The sequence below is a fragment of the Aeromonas media genome, assembly GCF_020423125.1.
Classification (GTDB): Bacteria; Pseudomonadota; Gammaproteobacteria; order Enterobacterales; family Aeromonadaceae; genus Aeromonas; species Aeromonas media.
This window is the reverse complement of record NZ_CP075564.1, coordinates 497,855-513,574: the sequence shown is the minus strand read 5'-3', so window position 1 is coordinate 513,574 and position 15,720 is coordinate 497,855. Positions and strand designations below refer to the sequence as shown.

Sequence of the window (15,720 nt, the reverse complement as noted above, 5' to 3'; positions counted from 1 at the left end):
ACGGGATAACCAGAGTGGGTGGCGGGCCCCCATTATTCCAGAGCCGCCCGCCAGGGGGTAGGGTCAGCGTCCCAGCGCCTGGATCAACTGCTCCTTGAGGGGATCATCGGCCGGATTCTGGTTGGCGCCATAACTCGCAATCAGCTTGCCATCGCGGCCCACCAGGTATTTGTGGAAGTTCCAGTTGGGCGCATCCCCATCGGCGGCGGCCGCCAGCCCCTTGAACAGGGGTACCGCATCGGCGCCACGCACCGAGACCCGGTTGAACATGGGGAAGGTCACACCGTAATCCCGGCGGCACACCTCGGCGGTCTTGTTCTCATTGCCCGCCTCCTGCCAGAAGTCGTTGGAGGGGAACCCCAGCACCATCAAGCCCTTGTCCTTGTAGCTCTGATAGAGCGCCTCCAGATCCCGGAACTGGCCACTGTAACCACAATAAGAGGCGGTATTGACCACCAGCACCACCTTGCCCTCGGTCAGCTGGCAGAGGTTGTGACGCTGGGTGTTGTTGAGCTCCCGCATCTCCACATTGAAGTAGTCGGGACAGGCGGCAGATGCCGCGCCAGATCCGAGCAACAGCAGCAGGGTGAACCATTTCATTGACGTGACTCCTCGGGTTTTCTCCATCATACGCGAGAACCCCGAACAAGGTTCAGAGATCAGTGCAGCGGGATCCCGGTCAACCAGCCGTGGCCCCAGAAGACCAGCAGGGCCGTGAGCATCAGACCGGCGCCCACGCTGATCCCCGTCCCCTGCCAGGTGGCCGCCGGCCGGGGCTTGGTGCGCCAGTCCCGCACCGAAATCCAGACGATGCTGACCAGCGCCCAGGCGCCTATCCCTCCGAACAGCACCAGGGAACGCGCCTCGCTGTTGACCGCCAGATGAGCGCAGGCCCAGAGCAGGGTACCGAGCAGTTGGGGATGTACCAGCCAGCGGCGCAGGTGGTTCGCTCCCTGCCCTGCGCACAGCAGGATCAGCGCGACCGGCATGGCCGCCATCACCAGCATGGGTCCCCAGGCGGGCGGGAAGTAGAGCGGCATGGGGCTGGCGCTTCGCCAGCCGGCGAGGATGCAGCCGATGGCGACGAACACCAGCAGCGAGAAGAGTCCCTTGTAACGGTTCTCCCCCAACCGATCGCGCAGCCGGACACGGTGCGCTGCGGCGAAGCAGGGATAGAGATGGATCAGGGTAAATAGCACTACCCCCAGGGTCAGCAGGATCATGGGCGTCTTCTCGCACGTTGCCCCTCACGGGATGGGGAGATCACTATGCCGCAAAGGTCCCCGGCAGAATACAAAAACCATATAGAAGACAGCAGGATAATAAAAAAGCCGATCCTGGGATCGGCAAGGTGCGTCAGAGGGTCCGCCCTCAGGCGAGCAACCACATCCGCTACACGGGGCTGGGTGTGGCCGGTGACGGGCACCGGCCAGAAGAGGGTTAACGACGCAGCAGATAGAGGGCGGCGACGTTACGGGCCGTGAGCTGCAGGTTGGTGGTGGCGGTTGCGATCGCCTCCGGCAGTGACATGGCCCGGTTGACCACCGCAAACACGGCGTCGATGCCATGGTCATGGACCACGCCGCAATCGTCGGTGAGGCAGCCGGCGATGCCGATCACCGGTTTGCCAAACCGCTTGGCGCAGCGTGCGACACCAATTGGCGTCTTGCCGTGGATGGTCTGGCTGTCGATGCGCCCTTCGCCGGTGATGACGAGATCCGCATCGGCCACTTCATCGGCCAGTTTCAAGGCGTCGATGACGATCTGGATGCCGGGCTTGAGCTCGGCACCGAGCAGGCCGACCAGGGCGGCGCCCATGCCACCGGCGGCGCCCGCCCCCGGAATATCCTTCACCTGCTTGCCGAGGGCCTGTTCGATGCAGTCGGCGTAGCGGGCCAGGTTGGCATCCAGCTGGGCCACCATCTCCGGAGTCGCCCCCTTCTGCGGGCCGAACACGGCGGAGGCGCCTTTCGGGCCGCACAACGGATTGTTCACATCGCAGGCCACCTCGATGACCAGCTCGCTCAGGCGCGGATCCAGCCCGCTCAGGTCTATGGTCGCCAGCTCGGCCAGGCCGCCCCCCCCCAACTCGATGGCAGAGCCATCCGCTTTGAGCAACTTGCCACCGAGCGCCTGGATCATGCCGGCGCCGCCGTCGTTGGTGGCGCTGCCACCGATGCCGAGAATGAGGTGCTTCACCCCCATCTCCAGCGCCGCCAGGATCAGCTCGCCGGTACCGACGCTGGAGGTGAGCAACGGATTGCGCTGCTCGGGTGCCACCAGATGAATGCCGGAGGCAGCGGCCATCTCGATGACGGCCCGCTCGCCATCCCCCAGCAGACCGACGAAGCCCTGCACTTTGTTACCGAGCGGTGCAGTCACTTCAACCTGCAGGATGCGGCCACCGGTGGCATCCACCAGCGACTGCACTGTACCCTCGCCGCCATCGGCCATGGGCAATTTGACGTAGGTGGCATCCGGCAACACCTGCTTGAAACCCGCCTCGATGGCATCGGCCACCGCCATGGCGCTCAGGCTCTCCTTGAATGAATCGGGTGCAATAACAATTTTCATATCAATTCCTTAGGCGAGGCCAAACACGCCAAACATCAGGGTGGAGACAGTCGCAATGGTCAGACCGACCGCGGTTTCGTACGGGATGAGCTTGAGGCGCTCGCCAACGCCCATGTGAACGCTACCACCGGTAGCGTGGAAGAAGGAGCCGTGGGGCATGTGGTCAAACACGGTAGCACCGGCGTGGATCATGGCGGCCCCCGCCAGACTGCTGATGCCCAGTTCAATCAGGGTGGAGCTGAATACATTGGAGGCCACCACTGTACCGGCCGTGGTCGAGGCTGTCGCCAGCGACATCAGGGCACCGGAGATGGGGGCCAGCAGGTAGGAAGGCAGACCGGAGGCGGTCAGGCCGCTGATCAGCACGTCCTTCAGGCCGGAGTTCGCAATGATGCCCGCCAGGGTACCCGTGCCCAGCAGCATGATGGCGACCGGCGCCATGCGGGCAAGGCCGGAGACCGCAAACTGGTTCACCTTGCTGAACTTGCCCATCATCAGGGCACCGACCAGGCCGCCGAGGGGCAGGGCGATGAGCGGATCCACAACTATACCGGCCACCGGACGCAGGGCCAGCAGCAAGATGGCGACCAGGGGGGCGCTGATGGCGGCGAAGAAGCCGGGCAGCTTGCCACCGTCAAAGTTCACCACTTCGTCGGCCGCGACCTTGCTGCCCCGCTTGTTGAGGCGTTTGGCGAGCCAGTAGGCCATCACCAGTCCGAACAGGCCTGGGATGATGCCAGCCGCCATCACGGACGTGAGGGGCAGGTGGAAGGCGTCGGACGCGGCGATGGCGTTGGGGTTGGGGGACATGACGTTGCCCGCCTTGCCGCCCCCTATCATGGCCAGCAGTATGGCGGCCTTGGAGAGATCGGCGCGACGGGCGATGGCAAGCGCTATGGGGGCGACAGTGATGACGGCCACATCCACGAAGACGCCGACCGCGGTCAGGATCAGGGTCGCCAGGGCAAGGGCCAGCAGGGCACGGGTCTCGCCGAGCTTGCGGACTATGGTCTCGGCGATGGTGGTGGCGGCACCGGATTCGATCAAGACGCCGGCCAGCACACCGGCCGCCAGGATCCGCATCACGGCCGTGGTGATCCCCTGGGCACCACCGATCATCAGGGCGACGGTCTGGGTCAGGTCGGCGCCGCCGATCAGGCCACCGGCCAGGGCACCGACTATCATGCCGTAGGCAGGCGGCACCTTCTTCAGAATGAGGAAGATGGCGATGGAGAGCGCAGCGAGAGCACCGAGCGCGGATACAGGGATCATGACGGGCACCTTTCAAATGAGTGAGTGGTGGCCATTATGGTGATCCCAACCCGGAATGCTTTGGCTTAAAAGCCAAAACTTGCGTTTCAACAGCCTTTATTTTTGTTCATATGAACAAGTCAGCCGTCGAGATTGAGCCCGAGATAGAGCAGGAACTTGTCATCTAACTTGTTGAAATTCAAGCCTGTTATCTGCTCTATCCGGGTCAGCCGGTAACGCAGGGTATTGGGGTGGATGAAGAGCGCTTCGGCACAGGGATGCAGATCACAATCCTGCAAGAAATATTGGCGCAGCGTTTTTTGCAGCGTTCCTTTTGCATCCTCCTTTGCCAGCCTGAGCAGCGGGGCCCGCAGCTGATCCGCCTGCCAGGAGTCCGCCAGGCTGCCGAGCAGCACAGGCAGGCGGTAATCCTCGAAGAAGTAGACCTGCTTGCGCGGCGCCTGGCTCATGCCACGGCGCAGGGTGTCACGGGCGGTCTGGTAGGAGCGCGCCAATCCGCCCGTCCCGGCGAAGTAATCACCCACCCCTATGCGTACCTTGAAATGAGGAATGCGGGCCAGTAACTGCTTGATGCGGCTGCGCTCCTGCGCCGATTGCCAGACGCCGTCACAGAGCTGCGCCGGCTTGAGCACCACTATCTCGTCCAGACCGTTGATGGCCACCAGGTTGTCCCGCTCCGGGTTTTCCAGCAGGTGCACCAGTTCCCGCAGGCGGGCGGGCTCCGCTTCCTCCAGTGCCAGCACGGCGACGACGCGAGGCTGCGCCAGATCGAGATCGAGGAAGCGGGCCGCCTGCTGCAGCTGATCCACCCGCCCCTCGCCGCGGATGAGCTGCAGCACCAGTTCCTCCTTGTGGCGTTTGTCCCACTGCAACTGCTCGGTGAGCGCCGCCTGCTCCAGGATGAGCTCGGCGGTCATCCGCACCAGCTCGGCGTAAGCACGCACTTCCTCCGGATCCCCAGAGATGCCGATGACCCCGAGCAACTCCCCCTGATAGGAGATGGGCAGGTTGATGCCGGGCCTCACCCCCTTGAGCTGCCGGGCAGTGGCATCGCTGATCTCCACCACCCGGTTCTCGGTCAGTGCCAGCACGGCCCCCTCGTGGCGCTGATGGAGCCGCTCCGGGTTGCCGGAGGCGATGATGAGGCCCCGCTCGTCCATCACGTTGACCGAGAACGACAGTATCTTCATGGCCCGGCTGACAATCTGATGAGCGAGCGCGTCATTGAGCTGCATAACATCTCCGGATAGATAGCCGAGGGGTTCCGGAGGCGATCCCCAGACGATGTGGCTCCTCCATCACCTTGGCCGAGCACGACCGTCTCTGCATCACCTTGCTGACGATCTGCCGGGGGAGCGTGTCATTGCGTTGCATCATATCTCCATATCATTCGTTGACAGGGCACCCGGGTGGCCTGGATCCGGGGGACAGACCCGTTAAAGATCCCACATCATCAAGACAAGCGCGGGGGGGATCGCTAGAATAGGCCACTTTACGCTATCTGTGCCCCACCATGGATCATGGATCCGGCGTCATGCCGCTCCCTATTGTGGTGGCTCCACCCTTCCGATAGGGACTCCGCTATGGATTATGAATTTCGCCGCGACCCGTTCGGTGGCTATCGCGCCCGGTTCTCCATGGGCCACGAGGCCATCGGTCAGTGGCTGATCGATGAAGTTGGCAAGGATGAGGAGACGCTCGACGAGCTCTTCTCCATCATTGACCAGCTATCCAATCGAACCCGCACTGAGTACCAGCGTCATGGCGGTGACTATTCACTGCTGCTCACCCCTGAGGAGGCCGAGGTGAAAGCCAACGTCCTCAATATCGAGCTGGATGAGGATCTCGACGATCTCGCCTACTACGATGATGAGCAGCTGGCCATGTGCGGACTGGAAGACTTTGCCCAGGTGCTCGGCTCCTGGCGCGCCTTTATCCGCAACGAGGATATGGGCTGAATACCCACATTTCGGGCGAGCATGCCCCTTGCAACCCAACAGGATTGACTATGTCCATTTACGATTTTGATGACGAACTGCCGGAAGACGAAGAACAGGAATCCAGCCAGAAAGCCGCCGTGCCTGCCAAGAAGAAGGGCAAGCAGGTGATGAATACCCAGGTCAACCTGAGCCCGCGCGATGCCAGCCGCCTGAACGGCCTGCACGTGGAAGCCATCACCACCCTGGACGATGTCAGCCTGCCGAAGAACGTCATCTTCAAGGCCGGCCTCATCGCCCTGGGCGAGCTGGAAGCCACCAAGCGCGCCGACATCATCGCCCGCGTGATTGCCGAATCCGGCCGTTGACATGGCCTGGGCCCGTGCATTCGGGCCACCATCTATCCCCAAAGCCGGAGCCTCTGCTCCGGCTTTTTTATTGTCCGCTTTGGTCAGCACCGGCGGCAAGAAGGAGCACGCCTGGGCTCCGACCAGTCCATTGCGCCTTGTGCGAGAGGCGAAGGCTCGTTAAGGTGCGCCCCTTGCAACCCACAAGGAGACTCAATGTTACCACTCCCTGACACCCTCATCTGGCTCGCCCTGGGACTGGCCGTGCTGCTCTGCCTGGCCCGCCAGCAGAGGAGCAGCCTGATCCTGCTGGGGATTGCCCTGCTGACCGCACTCTGGCTGGAGCGACTCAGCCCCGTCGCCGCGCTGGTCAGCCTCGCCGGTCTCTTGCTGGCCTGGCGCACGCCCACCCTCCCCCAGCCCTGGCGTGGCGTCGCACTGACACTGGTGCTGCTGTGGGCCCTGGCCCTGACGCTGCACCTGGTGCCGGGCTTTGACAACCTCAAGGTGCTGGATCGGGTGCAGGCCAGTCCCGCCAGCGTCCCCTTCACCCTCTACCTCAATCTGGACAAGCCGCTCATCTTCTTCGGCCTGCTGCTGGCCTGGCCCGCCCTGCTCGGCCCGGGCGGCGCGATACGCTGGCGACCGCTGGCTCTGCTCATACTGCCGCTGGCGGCCCTGTTGATCACCGCCTGGCAACTGGGGGCCCTCAAGCCCGAAGTGGGGCTGCCCCACTGGTGGTGGCTGTTCGCTCTCAACAACCTGCTGTTCACCTGCGTGGCGGAAGAGGCGCTGTTTCGCGGCCTCATCCAGCAAGGGGTCGCGAGCCGAAGCAAGCCCTGGCTCGGCCTCCTGGTCGCCAGCCTGCTGTTCGGGGCCGCCCACCTGGCCGGCGGCCCGCTGCTGATGCTGTTTGCCGCACTGGCGGGGGCCTGCTATGGCCTGGCCTTCCTGCTGAGCGGGCGCCTGAGCGTCGCCATCGCGATCCACTTCCTGTTCAACTTCGCCCACCTGGCCCTGTTCACCTACCCGCTAGCCAGCCGCTAACTGGTGTAGGCAGGTTCTCGCCGGATAAAAAAATGCCCCGAACCTGTGGGTTCGGGGCATTTTCATCACATCCAGACAGCTAGTCGACGTAGAAGGTCTGCTGGAAGGTCAGCGTCTGCTGCTGCCCCTCCCCCATGATCTTCAGGGTGAACTGGTAGGTGTCCTCGTTCCGGTAGGGCAGCACCGCCAGGTAGTAAATGGAGTCCCCCTCCTTCACCTCCTGGAAGCTCAAGGTACGGATGGTGCCGGTGAGGTTCTTGGCCTCGCCGCTGATGCCCACCGCCTGAGCCACCCCTTGCTTGTTCTGCACCGCGATGTTGACGATGCCGTTGTAGCGGCTGCGCTCCAGGCCGTAAGCCTTGGCCACCTCAGGGGTGAGGAAGCTGGAGTTGAAGGCGCTGTAGTGCACCTGCCAGGGGCCCAGCTCCTTCATCTGTTCCGCCCGCAGTGGCAGTGTCATCAAGAGTGCCAGCAGGCAGCTCATCCAGACTGTTTTCATGATGTCATCCTTCTCGTGTTCCACTCTCCAGCAGGGCGGCGATCTCGGCGGGGATCTGTCTTGGTGCCTCGATGGCGACCGTCTTGTGCCGTCCCAGCTCCCCCCGCACGATGCGGACCTGCCCCTTGGCCACCTTGCACTGCTTGGCCAGATACTTGATCAGATGGCTGTTGGCCTGACCATCCACCGGCGGTGCCGTGATGGCCACTTTCAACTCGTCCCCGTGCAAGCCGACGATCTGATCCCGGCTCGCCTTGGGCTGGATCATCAGGTGCAACACCAGCTCGTCCTCTTCCAGCAGGACGGCGGGCATCAGATCATCCACCACAGCTGGCCGAACAGATCCCCCAACAGATAGTTTATGGCCTGCAGCGCGATGAAGGCGACCAGCACGGAGAGATCCAGGCCACCCAGCGCCGGCAGTATGCGGCGGATGGGTGCCAGGAAGGGCTCGGTCAGCTGATGCATCACGTATTCGATGGGGTTGCGGCCCTGGCTGACCCAGCTCAGGATGGCACGGATCAGCAGCACCCAGAAGATCATGGATCCCGTCTTCTTCAGTATGGTGAGCACCGCAAACAGGCTGAGGGTCAGCCAGTCGGTCAGCAGCACGTTCATGCTCTTGAGCAGCGCCAGCTTGGCGAAGGCGATGATGAGTGCCAGCAGCACCGAGGCCATATCCAGCCCGCCGAAGCCGGGGATGATGCGGCGCAGCGGGATCACCAGGGGGTTGGTCACCTTGACCACCATCTGGCTCATGGGGTTGTAGAAATCGGCGCGGGCCCACTGCAACCAGACTCGCAGCAGCACCACCATGAGGTAGAGATCAAAAATCGTATTAATCAAAAAGTAAGCCGTGTTCATCCGGGCTCCTTGCTACAAAAGGTTCAGAAAAGGGTTTCCATCTCGGCAGCCCGGGTGACGGCCGCCTGCATGGCACGTGAGGTCAGCGGCTTCAGCCCCTGCTCCTGGAATGTCTTGACGGCCTCGGCCGTGGTGCCGCCCTTGCTGGTAACCTGCTCGCGCAGGGCCTGGAGGGAGAGCTCGGGGTTCTGCTCCACCATGGCGGCGGCGCCAAGGGCGGTCTGCTGCACCAGCAGACGGGCCTGCTCGGGAGTGAAACCCATGGCCTCCGCCTCCTCGGCAATCCCCTGCATGAACAGGAAGAAGTAGGCAGGGGCGCTGCCAGCCGCCGCGATGACGCCGTTGATGCCGCTCTCCTGCGCGACCCAGAGGGTCTTGCCGACGGCCTGCATCATCTGTTCGGCGAAGTCGCGATCCGCCTGTTCTATGCCGGTCGGAGCATAGAGCCCGGTCATTCCCAAGCCCAGCAGGGAGGGGGTATTGGGCATGGTGCGGATGATGCGGGAGTGCCCCCCCGCCATCTCCTGCAACCGCTCGACCTTGATACCGGCGGCAATGGAGATGAGCAGCTTGCCCGCCAGCGACCCCAGCTCGGCCACCAGCGCCTCCAGCATGGCCGCCATCAGCTGGGGTTTGACCGCCAGCACGATGACGTCGGCCTCACGGGCCGCCTCGGCGTTGTTCTGGGTGATGCGAATGCCGAACTGATCAGCCAGTTCGTCCAGCTTGGGCCGACTGGGGTTGGCAGCGATGATCCGCCCGGCCGGATAACCGGCCTGGATCAGGCCGGCAATGATGCTGCGGCTCATGTTGCCCGCCCCGATGAAGGCGAGGGTTCTCTTATGCTGCATCTTGCACTCCTGCTGATGAAATGACTGCGGAGCCCTGCGTGCCCGCCCCAATAAAGGCGAGAATTCTATGTTGCATCACACACTCCTGTTAATGGCTTCCAATGCGGCGGTGTGCCGGGCCGACGAAGGCGAGGACAGGCTACACCGCATGCTTCTGTTCATGAGTAATCACGGGCACCGAAGATGGCGGTGCCGACCCGGACCATGGTGCTGCCATGGGCGACGGCGGCCTCGAGATCCTCGGTCATGCCCATCGAAAGGGTGTCGACGCTCGGGTATTGTTGCGCAAGCTCGGTGAACAGAGCCTGCATGCGCCGCATCTGCACAGCCAGAACCGCCTCGTCGCTGGTGTGCTCCGGGATGGCCATCAGGCCACGCAGCACCAGTCGCTCGCTCTGGGCAACCAGGGCGGCCAACCGGAAAATCTCTTGCTCCGACGTACCGGATTTGCTGCTCTCTCCGCTAATATTGATTTGCAGACAGACATTTAGCGGTGACAACCCGGCTGGACGCTGGTTGTTGAGGCGCTCGATAAGTTTGTCACGATCGACGCTTTGCACCCAATCGAATCGCTCCGCCACCAACCTGGATTTGTTCGATTGCAGCGGGCCGATAAAGTGCCACTCTATGTCTTGGCAGGTAGCCTGCTCACGCAGGGCATCAATCTTGAGGGCGGCCTCCTGGGCATAGGATTCGCCAAAGCGGCGCTGACCGGCGGCATAGGCGGCCTGGATATCTTCAAGCGGCTTGGTCTTGCTGACCGCAAGCAGCTGGATATGATCGGTGCCACGGCCAACTCGCCTGGCGGCCTGTACAATACGTTCCTTTACCTGAAGCAGGTGCTGGGCAATCTGGCTCATATTTCGTTCGTGATCTTGTGATGGGAGAATAACAAATCTATGGATATCACAGAGTTATTGGCTTTCAGTGTAAAGCATAAGGCCTCGGATCTACACCTCTCAGCCGGGGTTCCCCCGATGATCAGGGTTGATGGAGAGGTTCGCAAGATCAATTTACCCGCCCTGGATCACCGTGAAGTGCACGCCCTGATCTACGACATCATGAACGACTATCAGCGCAAGGAGCTGGAGGAGAATTTCGAGGTGGACTTCTCCTTCGAGGTACCCGGCATGGCGCGTTTTCGGGTCAACGCCTTTCAACAGGCGCGGGGCTCTGGCGCCGTGTTTCGCACCATACCCAGTACCGTTCTGACCCTGGAGGATCTGGAAGCTCCCGAGATGTTCCGCAAGATAGCCGAGTTTCCGCGCGGCCTGGTGCTGGTCACGGGCCCGACAGGTTCAGGCAAGTCCACCACGCTTGCGGCCATGGTCAATTACATCAATGACAACTTCCACCACCACATCCTCACCATTGAGGATCCCATCGAGTTCGTACACGAGAACAAGCGCTGCCTGGTCAACCAGCGCGAGGTGCACCGCGATACCAAGAGTTTCGCCAACGCCCTTCGCTCGGCCCTGCGTGAGGACCCGGACATCATACTGGTGGGTGAAATGCGCGACCTCGAGACCATCCGCCTCGCCATGACGGCGGCAGAGACCGGTCATCTGGTATTCGGTACCCTGCACACCTCGTCGGCGGCCAAGACCATAGACCGGATCATCGACGTCTTCCCCGGCTCGGAGAAGGACATGGTGAGATCCATGCTCTCAGAGTCCCTGCGGGCGGTCATCTCCCAGACCCTGCTCAAGCGGATCGGCGGTGGCCGGGTGGCAGCCCACGAGATCATGCTGGGGATCCCGGCGGTGCGAAACCTCATCCGGGAAGACAAGGTCGCCCAGCTCTACTCCGTCATCCAGACCGGGATGACCCACGGCATGCAGACCATGGATCAGAGCCTCAAGCAGCTCGTCAACCGGGGCGTGGTTGCCGCCCTCGATGCCAGGGCCAAGGCGGCCGATCCCAACAGCATTTAAGATGCTTTCATACCCAAGGAGACACTATGAACATGGATGTTCTGCTCGCTGCACTGGTTGAACAAAAGGGATCGGATCTCTTCATCACGGTCGATGCCCCCCCCACCCTCAAGGTCAATGGACGCCTGGTACCGCTCGAGGGGGGGCCGCTGGACAGGCAGGCGGCGCTGGCCCTGGTCAGGGATAGCCTGGACGAGACGCACTTCGAGCGATACCTGCATAGCCGGGAGGCAAACTACGCCATCCACCGCGAAGGACTTGGCCGATTCCGGGTCAGCGCCTTCTGGCAGCAGGATATGCCGGGCATGGTGCTGCGTCGTATCGAGACCCGTATTCCCACCTTCGAGGAGTTGGTACTGCCCCCCATCCTGCAGGATGTGGCCATGGCCAAACGCGGGTTGGTGCTGTTCGTCGGTGCCACGGGGGCTGGCAAGTCCACCACCCAGGCGGCCATGATCGGTTATCGCAACCAGCACGGCGACGGCCACATACTGACGGTGGAGGATCCGGTGGAGTTCGTCCACCAGCATGGGCGCTGCCTGGTGACCCAGCGGGAGGTCGGCATAGACACCGACTCCTTCGACGTGGCCCTCAAGAATTCCATGCGCCAGGCTCCGGATGTCATCCTGATCGGTGAGATCCGTACCCAGGAAACCATGGAACTGGCCATCCAGTTTGCCGAGACGGGCCACCTCTGCCTCGCCACCCTGCACGCCAACAACGCCAACCAGGCGCTGGATCGCATCCTCCATCTGGTGCCGGAGGCGAAACACCGCCAGTTCCTGTTCGATCTCTCCTTCAACCTGCGCGCCATCGTGGCGCAGCAACTGCTCCCCAGCGTGAATGGCAGCCGCCGGATCGCCGCCTTCGAGATCCTGCTCAACACCCCGCTCATCACCGACATCATCCGCAAGGGCGAGATGCACAGGCTCAAGGAGGTGATGACCAAATCCGGCGAGCTCGGCATGCAGACCTTCGATCAGGCGCTGTTCACCCTGTTCTGCGCCGGCCAAATTGGCTACAGTGAGGCTCTTGCCCATGCCGACTCCGCCAACGACCTGCGACTGCTGATCAAGCTGTCGGGTCGCGAGCAGCTGGGTGCAGGCACACTCGACAACGTGACCCTGGATGAATGAGGGACGTGCGTCACCGCTAGTAAAGGACAGTTATGCTGATTGTGGTTTCCCCGGCCAAGACGCTGGATTACGAGTCGCCGCTGGTGACCTCCCGTTTCACCCTGCCCGAGCTGCTGGATCACTCCGCCCTACTGATCCATCGGGCCAGGCAACTGGCCCCGGATCAGATCGCCAGCCTGATGAAGATCAGCGACAAACTGGCGGGACTCAACGCCGCCCGCTTTGCCGAATGGCAGCCGGATTTCACCCCTAACAATGCCCGCCAGGCCCTGCTGGCCTTCAAGGGTGATGTCTACACCGGCCTCGCCGTGGAGGATTTCAGCGAGGCGGATCTCGACTTTGCCCAAGCGCACCTGCGCATGCTGTCCGGCCTCTACGGCGTGCTGCGACCGCTGGATCTGATGATGCCCTACCGGCTGGAGATGGGGATCCGCCTCGACAACGAGCGCGGCAAGGATCTCTATCAGTTCTGGGGTGACATCATCACCGAGCACCTGAACAAGGTGCTGGCTGCACAGGGCAGCGAAGTGCTGATCAATCTGGCGTCTGACGAATACTTCAAGTCGGTTCGCCCGAAGGCCCTGAAGGGCCGCATAGTGACGCCGGTGTTCAAGGACGAGAAGAACGGCCAGTTCAAGATCATCAGCTTCTACGCCAAGAAGGCCCGCGGCATGATGGCCCGCCACATCATCAAGCACCGGCTGACCGAGGTAACCCAATTGACCGGGTTCAATGAGGCTGGCTACTATTTCGTTCCACAAGAGTCCGACGATCACACGCTGATGTTCAAGCGCACTGAAAATTAATTACAAATGGAGGGAACCAAGTTCGGGATCTCCGGGTCTGAACCTATGAATCCTCTGTTGTAAGCACTTTTTGTTGGCCGACGTTAATGCGTCGGCTTTTTTCTGCGCGCTTCTCACCACACGGGCCCGGAAGACCGGCAGCAAAACGGCCATCCGAGGATGGCCGTTTCAACGTCAATGGGGCATTACTTCTTTTTCTTCTTGGTGCTCTTTTTCTTGCCATCCTTCGGTTTCTTCTTCTTCACCGGCACTCGCGCCTCCTTGTGCCTCGGGCGTAGCTCCTCGATCACCCGACGCTTGAGCCGCTCCTCGGTGTAGCGCTCGATCTTGGCCACCATGGCCATGTCGTGGGCTTCCACCAGGCTGATGGCGCAGCCACGGTTGCCGGCACGGCCGGTACGGCCGATGCGATGAACATAGACATCGGTACCGTAGGGCATGTCGTAGTTGATGACGTGGCTGACGTTGGGCAAGTCGATACCCCGGGCGGCCACGTCGGTGGCGATGAGGAAGGGCACTTCACCTTCGTGGAACTTGCGGATCGACTCGACGCGCTTGCTCTGCTCCATTTCGCCACGGATCCAGGCACAGGAAACACCGGCCGCCTGCAACTGGCCGGAGAGCTCCGCCAGCCGCTCGCGGGTCTTGACGAAGACAATGGCCTTCTGGGTCTGCGGATCCTTCAGAATATGGATCAGCAGCGCCAGCTTGTGGGCCGCGTCATCGGCCAGGTGTACCCACTGGGTGATGGGACGACGCTCGCTGCGGGGCGGCTCGGCGTGCAGTTCGACCGGATCATTGAGGATCTCATTGGCAAACTTGGTCAGGCCGGCTCCTTCCAGGGTGGCGGAGAACAGCATGGTGTGCTTGCGGTAACGCGCCTCTTCCACGATGCGGTTCACATCCTTGATGAAGCCCATGTCCAGCATGCGGTCCGCTTCATCCAGCACCAACACCTCGATGTCGTGGCTCTCGAACTCTTCCTTCTCGATGTACTCGAGCAAGCGACCCGGAGTGGCCACCACGATGTCGGTGGTCTTGGTCAGGGCCGGCAGCTGCTCTTCATGGCTGACGCCACCGATGATGGTCTCGATACTGAGATGGGTATGTACCGCCAGCGCCCTGGCATGGGCACTGACCTGAAGTGCCAGCTCGCGGGTCGGGGTGAGGATCAGCATGCGGCACGGGCCCGGCTTGCGGCGCGGGAAGTCCAGCAGATGCTGCATGGCTGGCAGCAGGAAGGCGGCGGTCTTGCCGGTACCGGTCGGCGCGGATGCCAGAATATCGCGGCCGTCCAGGGCTGGCTCCAGCACCATCTGTTGAATGGTAGTGGGGCGGGTGAAACCCATCTCGGCCAAGGCCCGGTTGAGGGCTGGATTCAGGTCGAAATCATCAAAGGACTGGCTCATGGCAATACTCGGTCATTAAGGAAACGGCAGATTATAGGCGATTATGCCGCCAGCTCCTATGGCGACTGTGGCTTAGCCGCTATAATCGCCGATCATTTTCGCTATGGCGGACGAGCAACGAGGGTCAGATGGGGTGTAGCAGCGGTTTTACCTTCAAACAATTTCATATCGACCATGACCGCTGTGCCATGAAGGTGGGCACAGACGGCATCCTGCTGGGAGCCTGGGCTCCTGTCGCCGATGCGCGTCGAGTACTGGATATCGGTACCGGCAGCGGCCTCATCGCCCTGATGCTGGCCCAGCGCAGCACGAACGACTGCCGGATCGACGGGGTGGAGCTGGATAAGGATGCAGCGGAGCAGGCCAGGGATAACGTGGCGGCCTCCCCCTGGGCCTCCCGGGTCACCATTATCGAGAATGCCATTCAGGACTATCAGGCTGTTCCTTACGATCTCATCGTCTCCAACCCCCCGTATTTCTTGGCAGGTCAGGTATTTAGCGATCCGGCCAGGGCGCTCGCCCGTCACACGGGTGCGCTCGGTCCCCATGCGCTGCTGGCGGCAAGCCGTCGCCTGCTGAGTCAGGATGGACGGCTGGCACTGGTGCTGCCGACCGCCATGGCAGATGAAATTTTATGCATCTCGGCAGATTATGATCTGTACAGCCTTTGTTATACAGCTGTTATCACCAGAGAGGGGAAAGAGGCAAATCGCGTTTTATTGCTACTTGGCAGAGGATTAAGCAGGTGTGAGCAGGGTGAAATTGTGATCCATTCTACTGCTGGAGGCTATTCCGACAGATACATCCAACTAACCCACCCCTTCTATTTGAAGATGTAAATTTCGCCTTGAACTATTTTTTCACATCATTATGCTGGCTATCAAACGAGCGCCCGCTCAAGACCAGCTCAAACCACTGGTGGCGATGAAAAAAGCAGCGGGGCTCCTTTTTTTTACCCCTGAACAACGCCGGTCACTGACCAATAAAAAACTATAACAAGCAATAGTTTACAAGACAGACGAGGTTGAACTTGACGAAATCACT

General features: G+C 61.7%; 18 protein-coding genes. 7 read left to right on the top strand and 11 right to left on the bottom strand.

Annotation, left to right across the window (positions count from 1 at the left end; translation table 11 throughout):
• Window positions 1–63 precede the first annotated feature (63 nt).
• The 5 genes from KI797_RS02480 to KI797_RS02460 form a co-directional block, all read right to left on the bottom strand.
• Entirely contained in the window at window positions 64–600 is a 537-nt protein-coding gene (locus KI797_RS02480; RefSeq protein WP_025325677.1) for a glutathione peroxidase, read from the bottom strand.
• Between the two features lie 59 nt (window positions 601–659).
• Window positions 660–1,223 (bottom strand): NnrU family protein, encoded by a 564-nt coding sequence (locus KI797_RS02475; protein ID WP_043128944.1) that lies wholly within the window; start codon window positions 1,221–1,223, stop codon window positions 660–662.
• Between the two features lie 217 nt (window positions 1,224–1,440).
• Window positions 1,441–2,574 carry a glycerate kinase gene (locus KI797_RS02470; protein WP_226171282.1) on the bottom strand — a complete coding sequence of 378 codons (1,134 nt, stop codon included), beginning with the start codon at window positions 2,572–2,574 and terminating at the stop codon, window positions 1,441–1,443.
• 9 nt (window positions 2,575–2,583) lie between these two features.
• Entirely contained in the window at window positions 2,584–3,846 is a 1,263-nt protein-coding gene (locus KI797_RS02465) for a GntP family permease (RefSeq protein WP_025325674.1), read from the bottom strand.
• Window positions 3,847–3,965: 119 nt separating this feature from the next.
• Window positions 3,966–5,081: a sugar diacid recognition domain-containing protein gene (locus KI797_RS02460; RefSeq protein ID WP_226171281.1), complete on the bottom strand. Its 1,116-nt coding sequence runs from the start codon at window positions 5,079–5,081 to the stop codon at window positions 3,966–3,968.
• 348 nt (window positions 5,082–5,429) lie between these two features.
• Between KI797_RS02460 and KI797_RS02455 the strand changes: the two genes are divergently transcribed.
• From KI797_RS02455 to KI797_RS02445, 3 genes are all read left to right on the top strand, one after another.
• The gene (locus KI797_RS02455; protein ID WP_005332296.1) at window positions 5,430–5,804 is read left to right on the top strand and encodes a YacL family protein; all 375 of its coding nucleotides are present in this window, start codon (window positions 5,430–5,432) and stop codon (window positions 5,802–5,804) included.
• A gap of 50 nt (window positions 5,805–5,854) precedes the next feature.
• A complete protein-coding gene (locus KI797_RS02450; RefSeq protein WP_005332293.1) occupies window positions 5,855–6,151 on the top strand; it encodes a hypothetical protein in 297 nt (98 codons plus the stop codon).
• 195 nt (window positions 6,152–6,346) lie between these two features.
• The gene (locus tag KI797_RS02445; protein WP_226171278.1) at window positions 6,347–7,177 is read left to right on the top strand and encodes a CPBP family intramembrane glutamic endopeptidase; all 831 of its coding nucleotides are present in this window, start codon (window positions 6,347–6,349) and stop codon (window positions 7,175–7,177) included.
• Between the two features lie 79 nt (window positions 7,178–7,256).
• Here KI797_RS02445 and KI797_RS02440 read toward each other — a convergent pair whose 3' ends face one another.
• From KI797_RS02440 to KI797_RS02420, 5 genes are all read right to left on the bottom strand, one after another.
• Complete coding sequence (locus KI797_RS02440; protein ID WP_041206420.1) at window positions 7,257–7,676, bottom strand: DUF4426 domain-containing protein; 420 nt, start codon at window positions 7,674–7,676, stop codon at window positions 7,257–7,259.
• A gap of 4 nt (window positions 7,677–7,680) precedes the next feature.
• Window positions 7,681–7,989, bottom strand: a complete 309-nt coding sequence (gene yggU / locus KI797_RS02435) for a DUF167 family protein YggU (RefSeq protein ID WP_226171276.1) — start codon at window positions 7,987–7,989, stop codon at window positions 7,681–7,683.
• Entirely contained in the window at window positions 7,989–8,540 is a 552-nt protein-coding gene (locus KI797_RS02430; RefSeq protein ID WP_025325667.1) for a YggT family protein, read from the bottom strand. The genes yggU and KI797_RS02430 overlap by 1 nt, the downstream gene beginning before the upstream one ends.
• A gap of 23 nt (window positions 8,541–8,563) precedes the next feature.
• A complete protein-coding gene (gene proC / locus KI797_RS02425; protein WP_226171273.1) occupies window positions 8,564–9,391 on the bottom strand; it encodes a pyrroline-5-carboxylate reductase in 828 nt (275 codons plus the stop codon).
• A gap of 158 nt (window positions 9,392–9,549) precedes the next feature.
• Entirely contained in the window at window positions 9,550–10,251 is a 702-nt protein-coding gene (locus tag KI797_RS02420) for a YggS family pyridoxal phosphate-dependent enzyme (protein ID WP_226171270.1), read from the bottom strand.
• A 39-nt stretch (window positions 10,252–10,290) separates the two neighbouring features.
• Here KI797_RS02420 and tapT point away from each other — a divergent pair, with 39 nt between their 5' ends.
• Genes tapT through yaaA form a run of 3 tightly spaced genes read left to right on the top strand, consistent with a single transcriptional unit; the run spans window position 10,291 to window position 13,267 of the window.
• Entirely contained in the window at window positions 10,291–11,325 is a 1,035-nt protein-coding gene (gene tapT, locus KI797_RS02415; RefSeq protein WP_041206426.1) for a type IVa pilus ATPase TapT, read from the top strand.
• Window positions 11,326–11,351: 26 nt separating this feature from the next.
• Complete coding sequence (locus KI797_RS02410; protein ID WP_042649788.1) at window positions 11,352–12,461, top strand: PilT/PilU family type 4a pilus ATPase; 1,110 nt, start codon at window positions 11,352–11,354, stop codon at window positions 12,459–12,461.
• 32 nt (window positions 12,462–12,493) lie between these two features.
• Window positions 12,494–13,267: a peroxide stress protein YaaA gene (yaaA, locus tag KI797_RS02405; RefSeq protein ID WP_043128932.1), complete on the top strand. Its 774-nt coding sequence runs from the start codon at window positions 12,494–12,496 to the stop codon at window positions 13,265–13,267.
• Window positions 13,268–13,452: 185 nt separating this feature from the next.
• Here yaaA and srmB read toward each other — a convergent pair whose 3' ends face one another.
• Window positions 13,453–14,676, bottom strand: a complete 1,224-nt coding sequence (gene srmB / locus KI797_RS02400; RefSeq protein WP_005332263.1) for an ATP-dependent RNA helicase SrmB — start codon at window positions 14,674–14,676, stop codon at window positions 13,453–13,455.
• Between the two features lie 128 nt (window positions 14,677–14,804).
• Here srmB and KI797_RS02395 point away from each other — a divergent pair, with 128 nt between their 5' ends.
• The gene (locus KI797_RS02395; protein ID WP_171275399.1) at window positions 14,805–15,515 is read left to right on the top strand and encodes a tRNA1(Val) (adenine(37)-N6)-methyltransferase; all 711 of its coding nucleotides are present in this window, start codon (window positions 14,805–14,807) and stop codon (window positions 15,513–15,515) included.
• The last annotated feature ends 205 nt before the right edge of the window (window positions 15,516–15,720 follow it).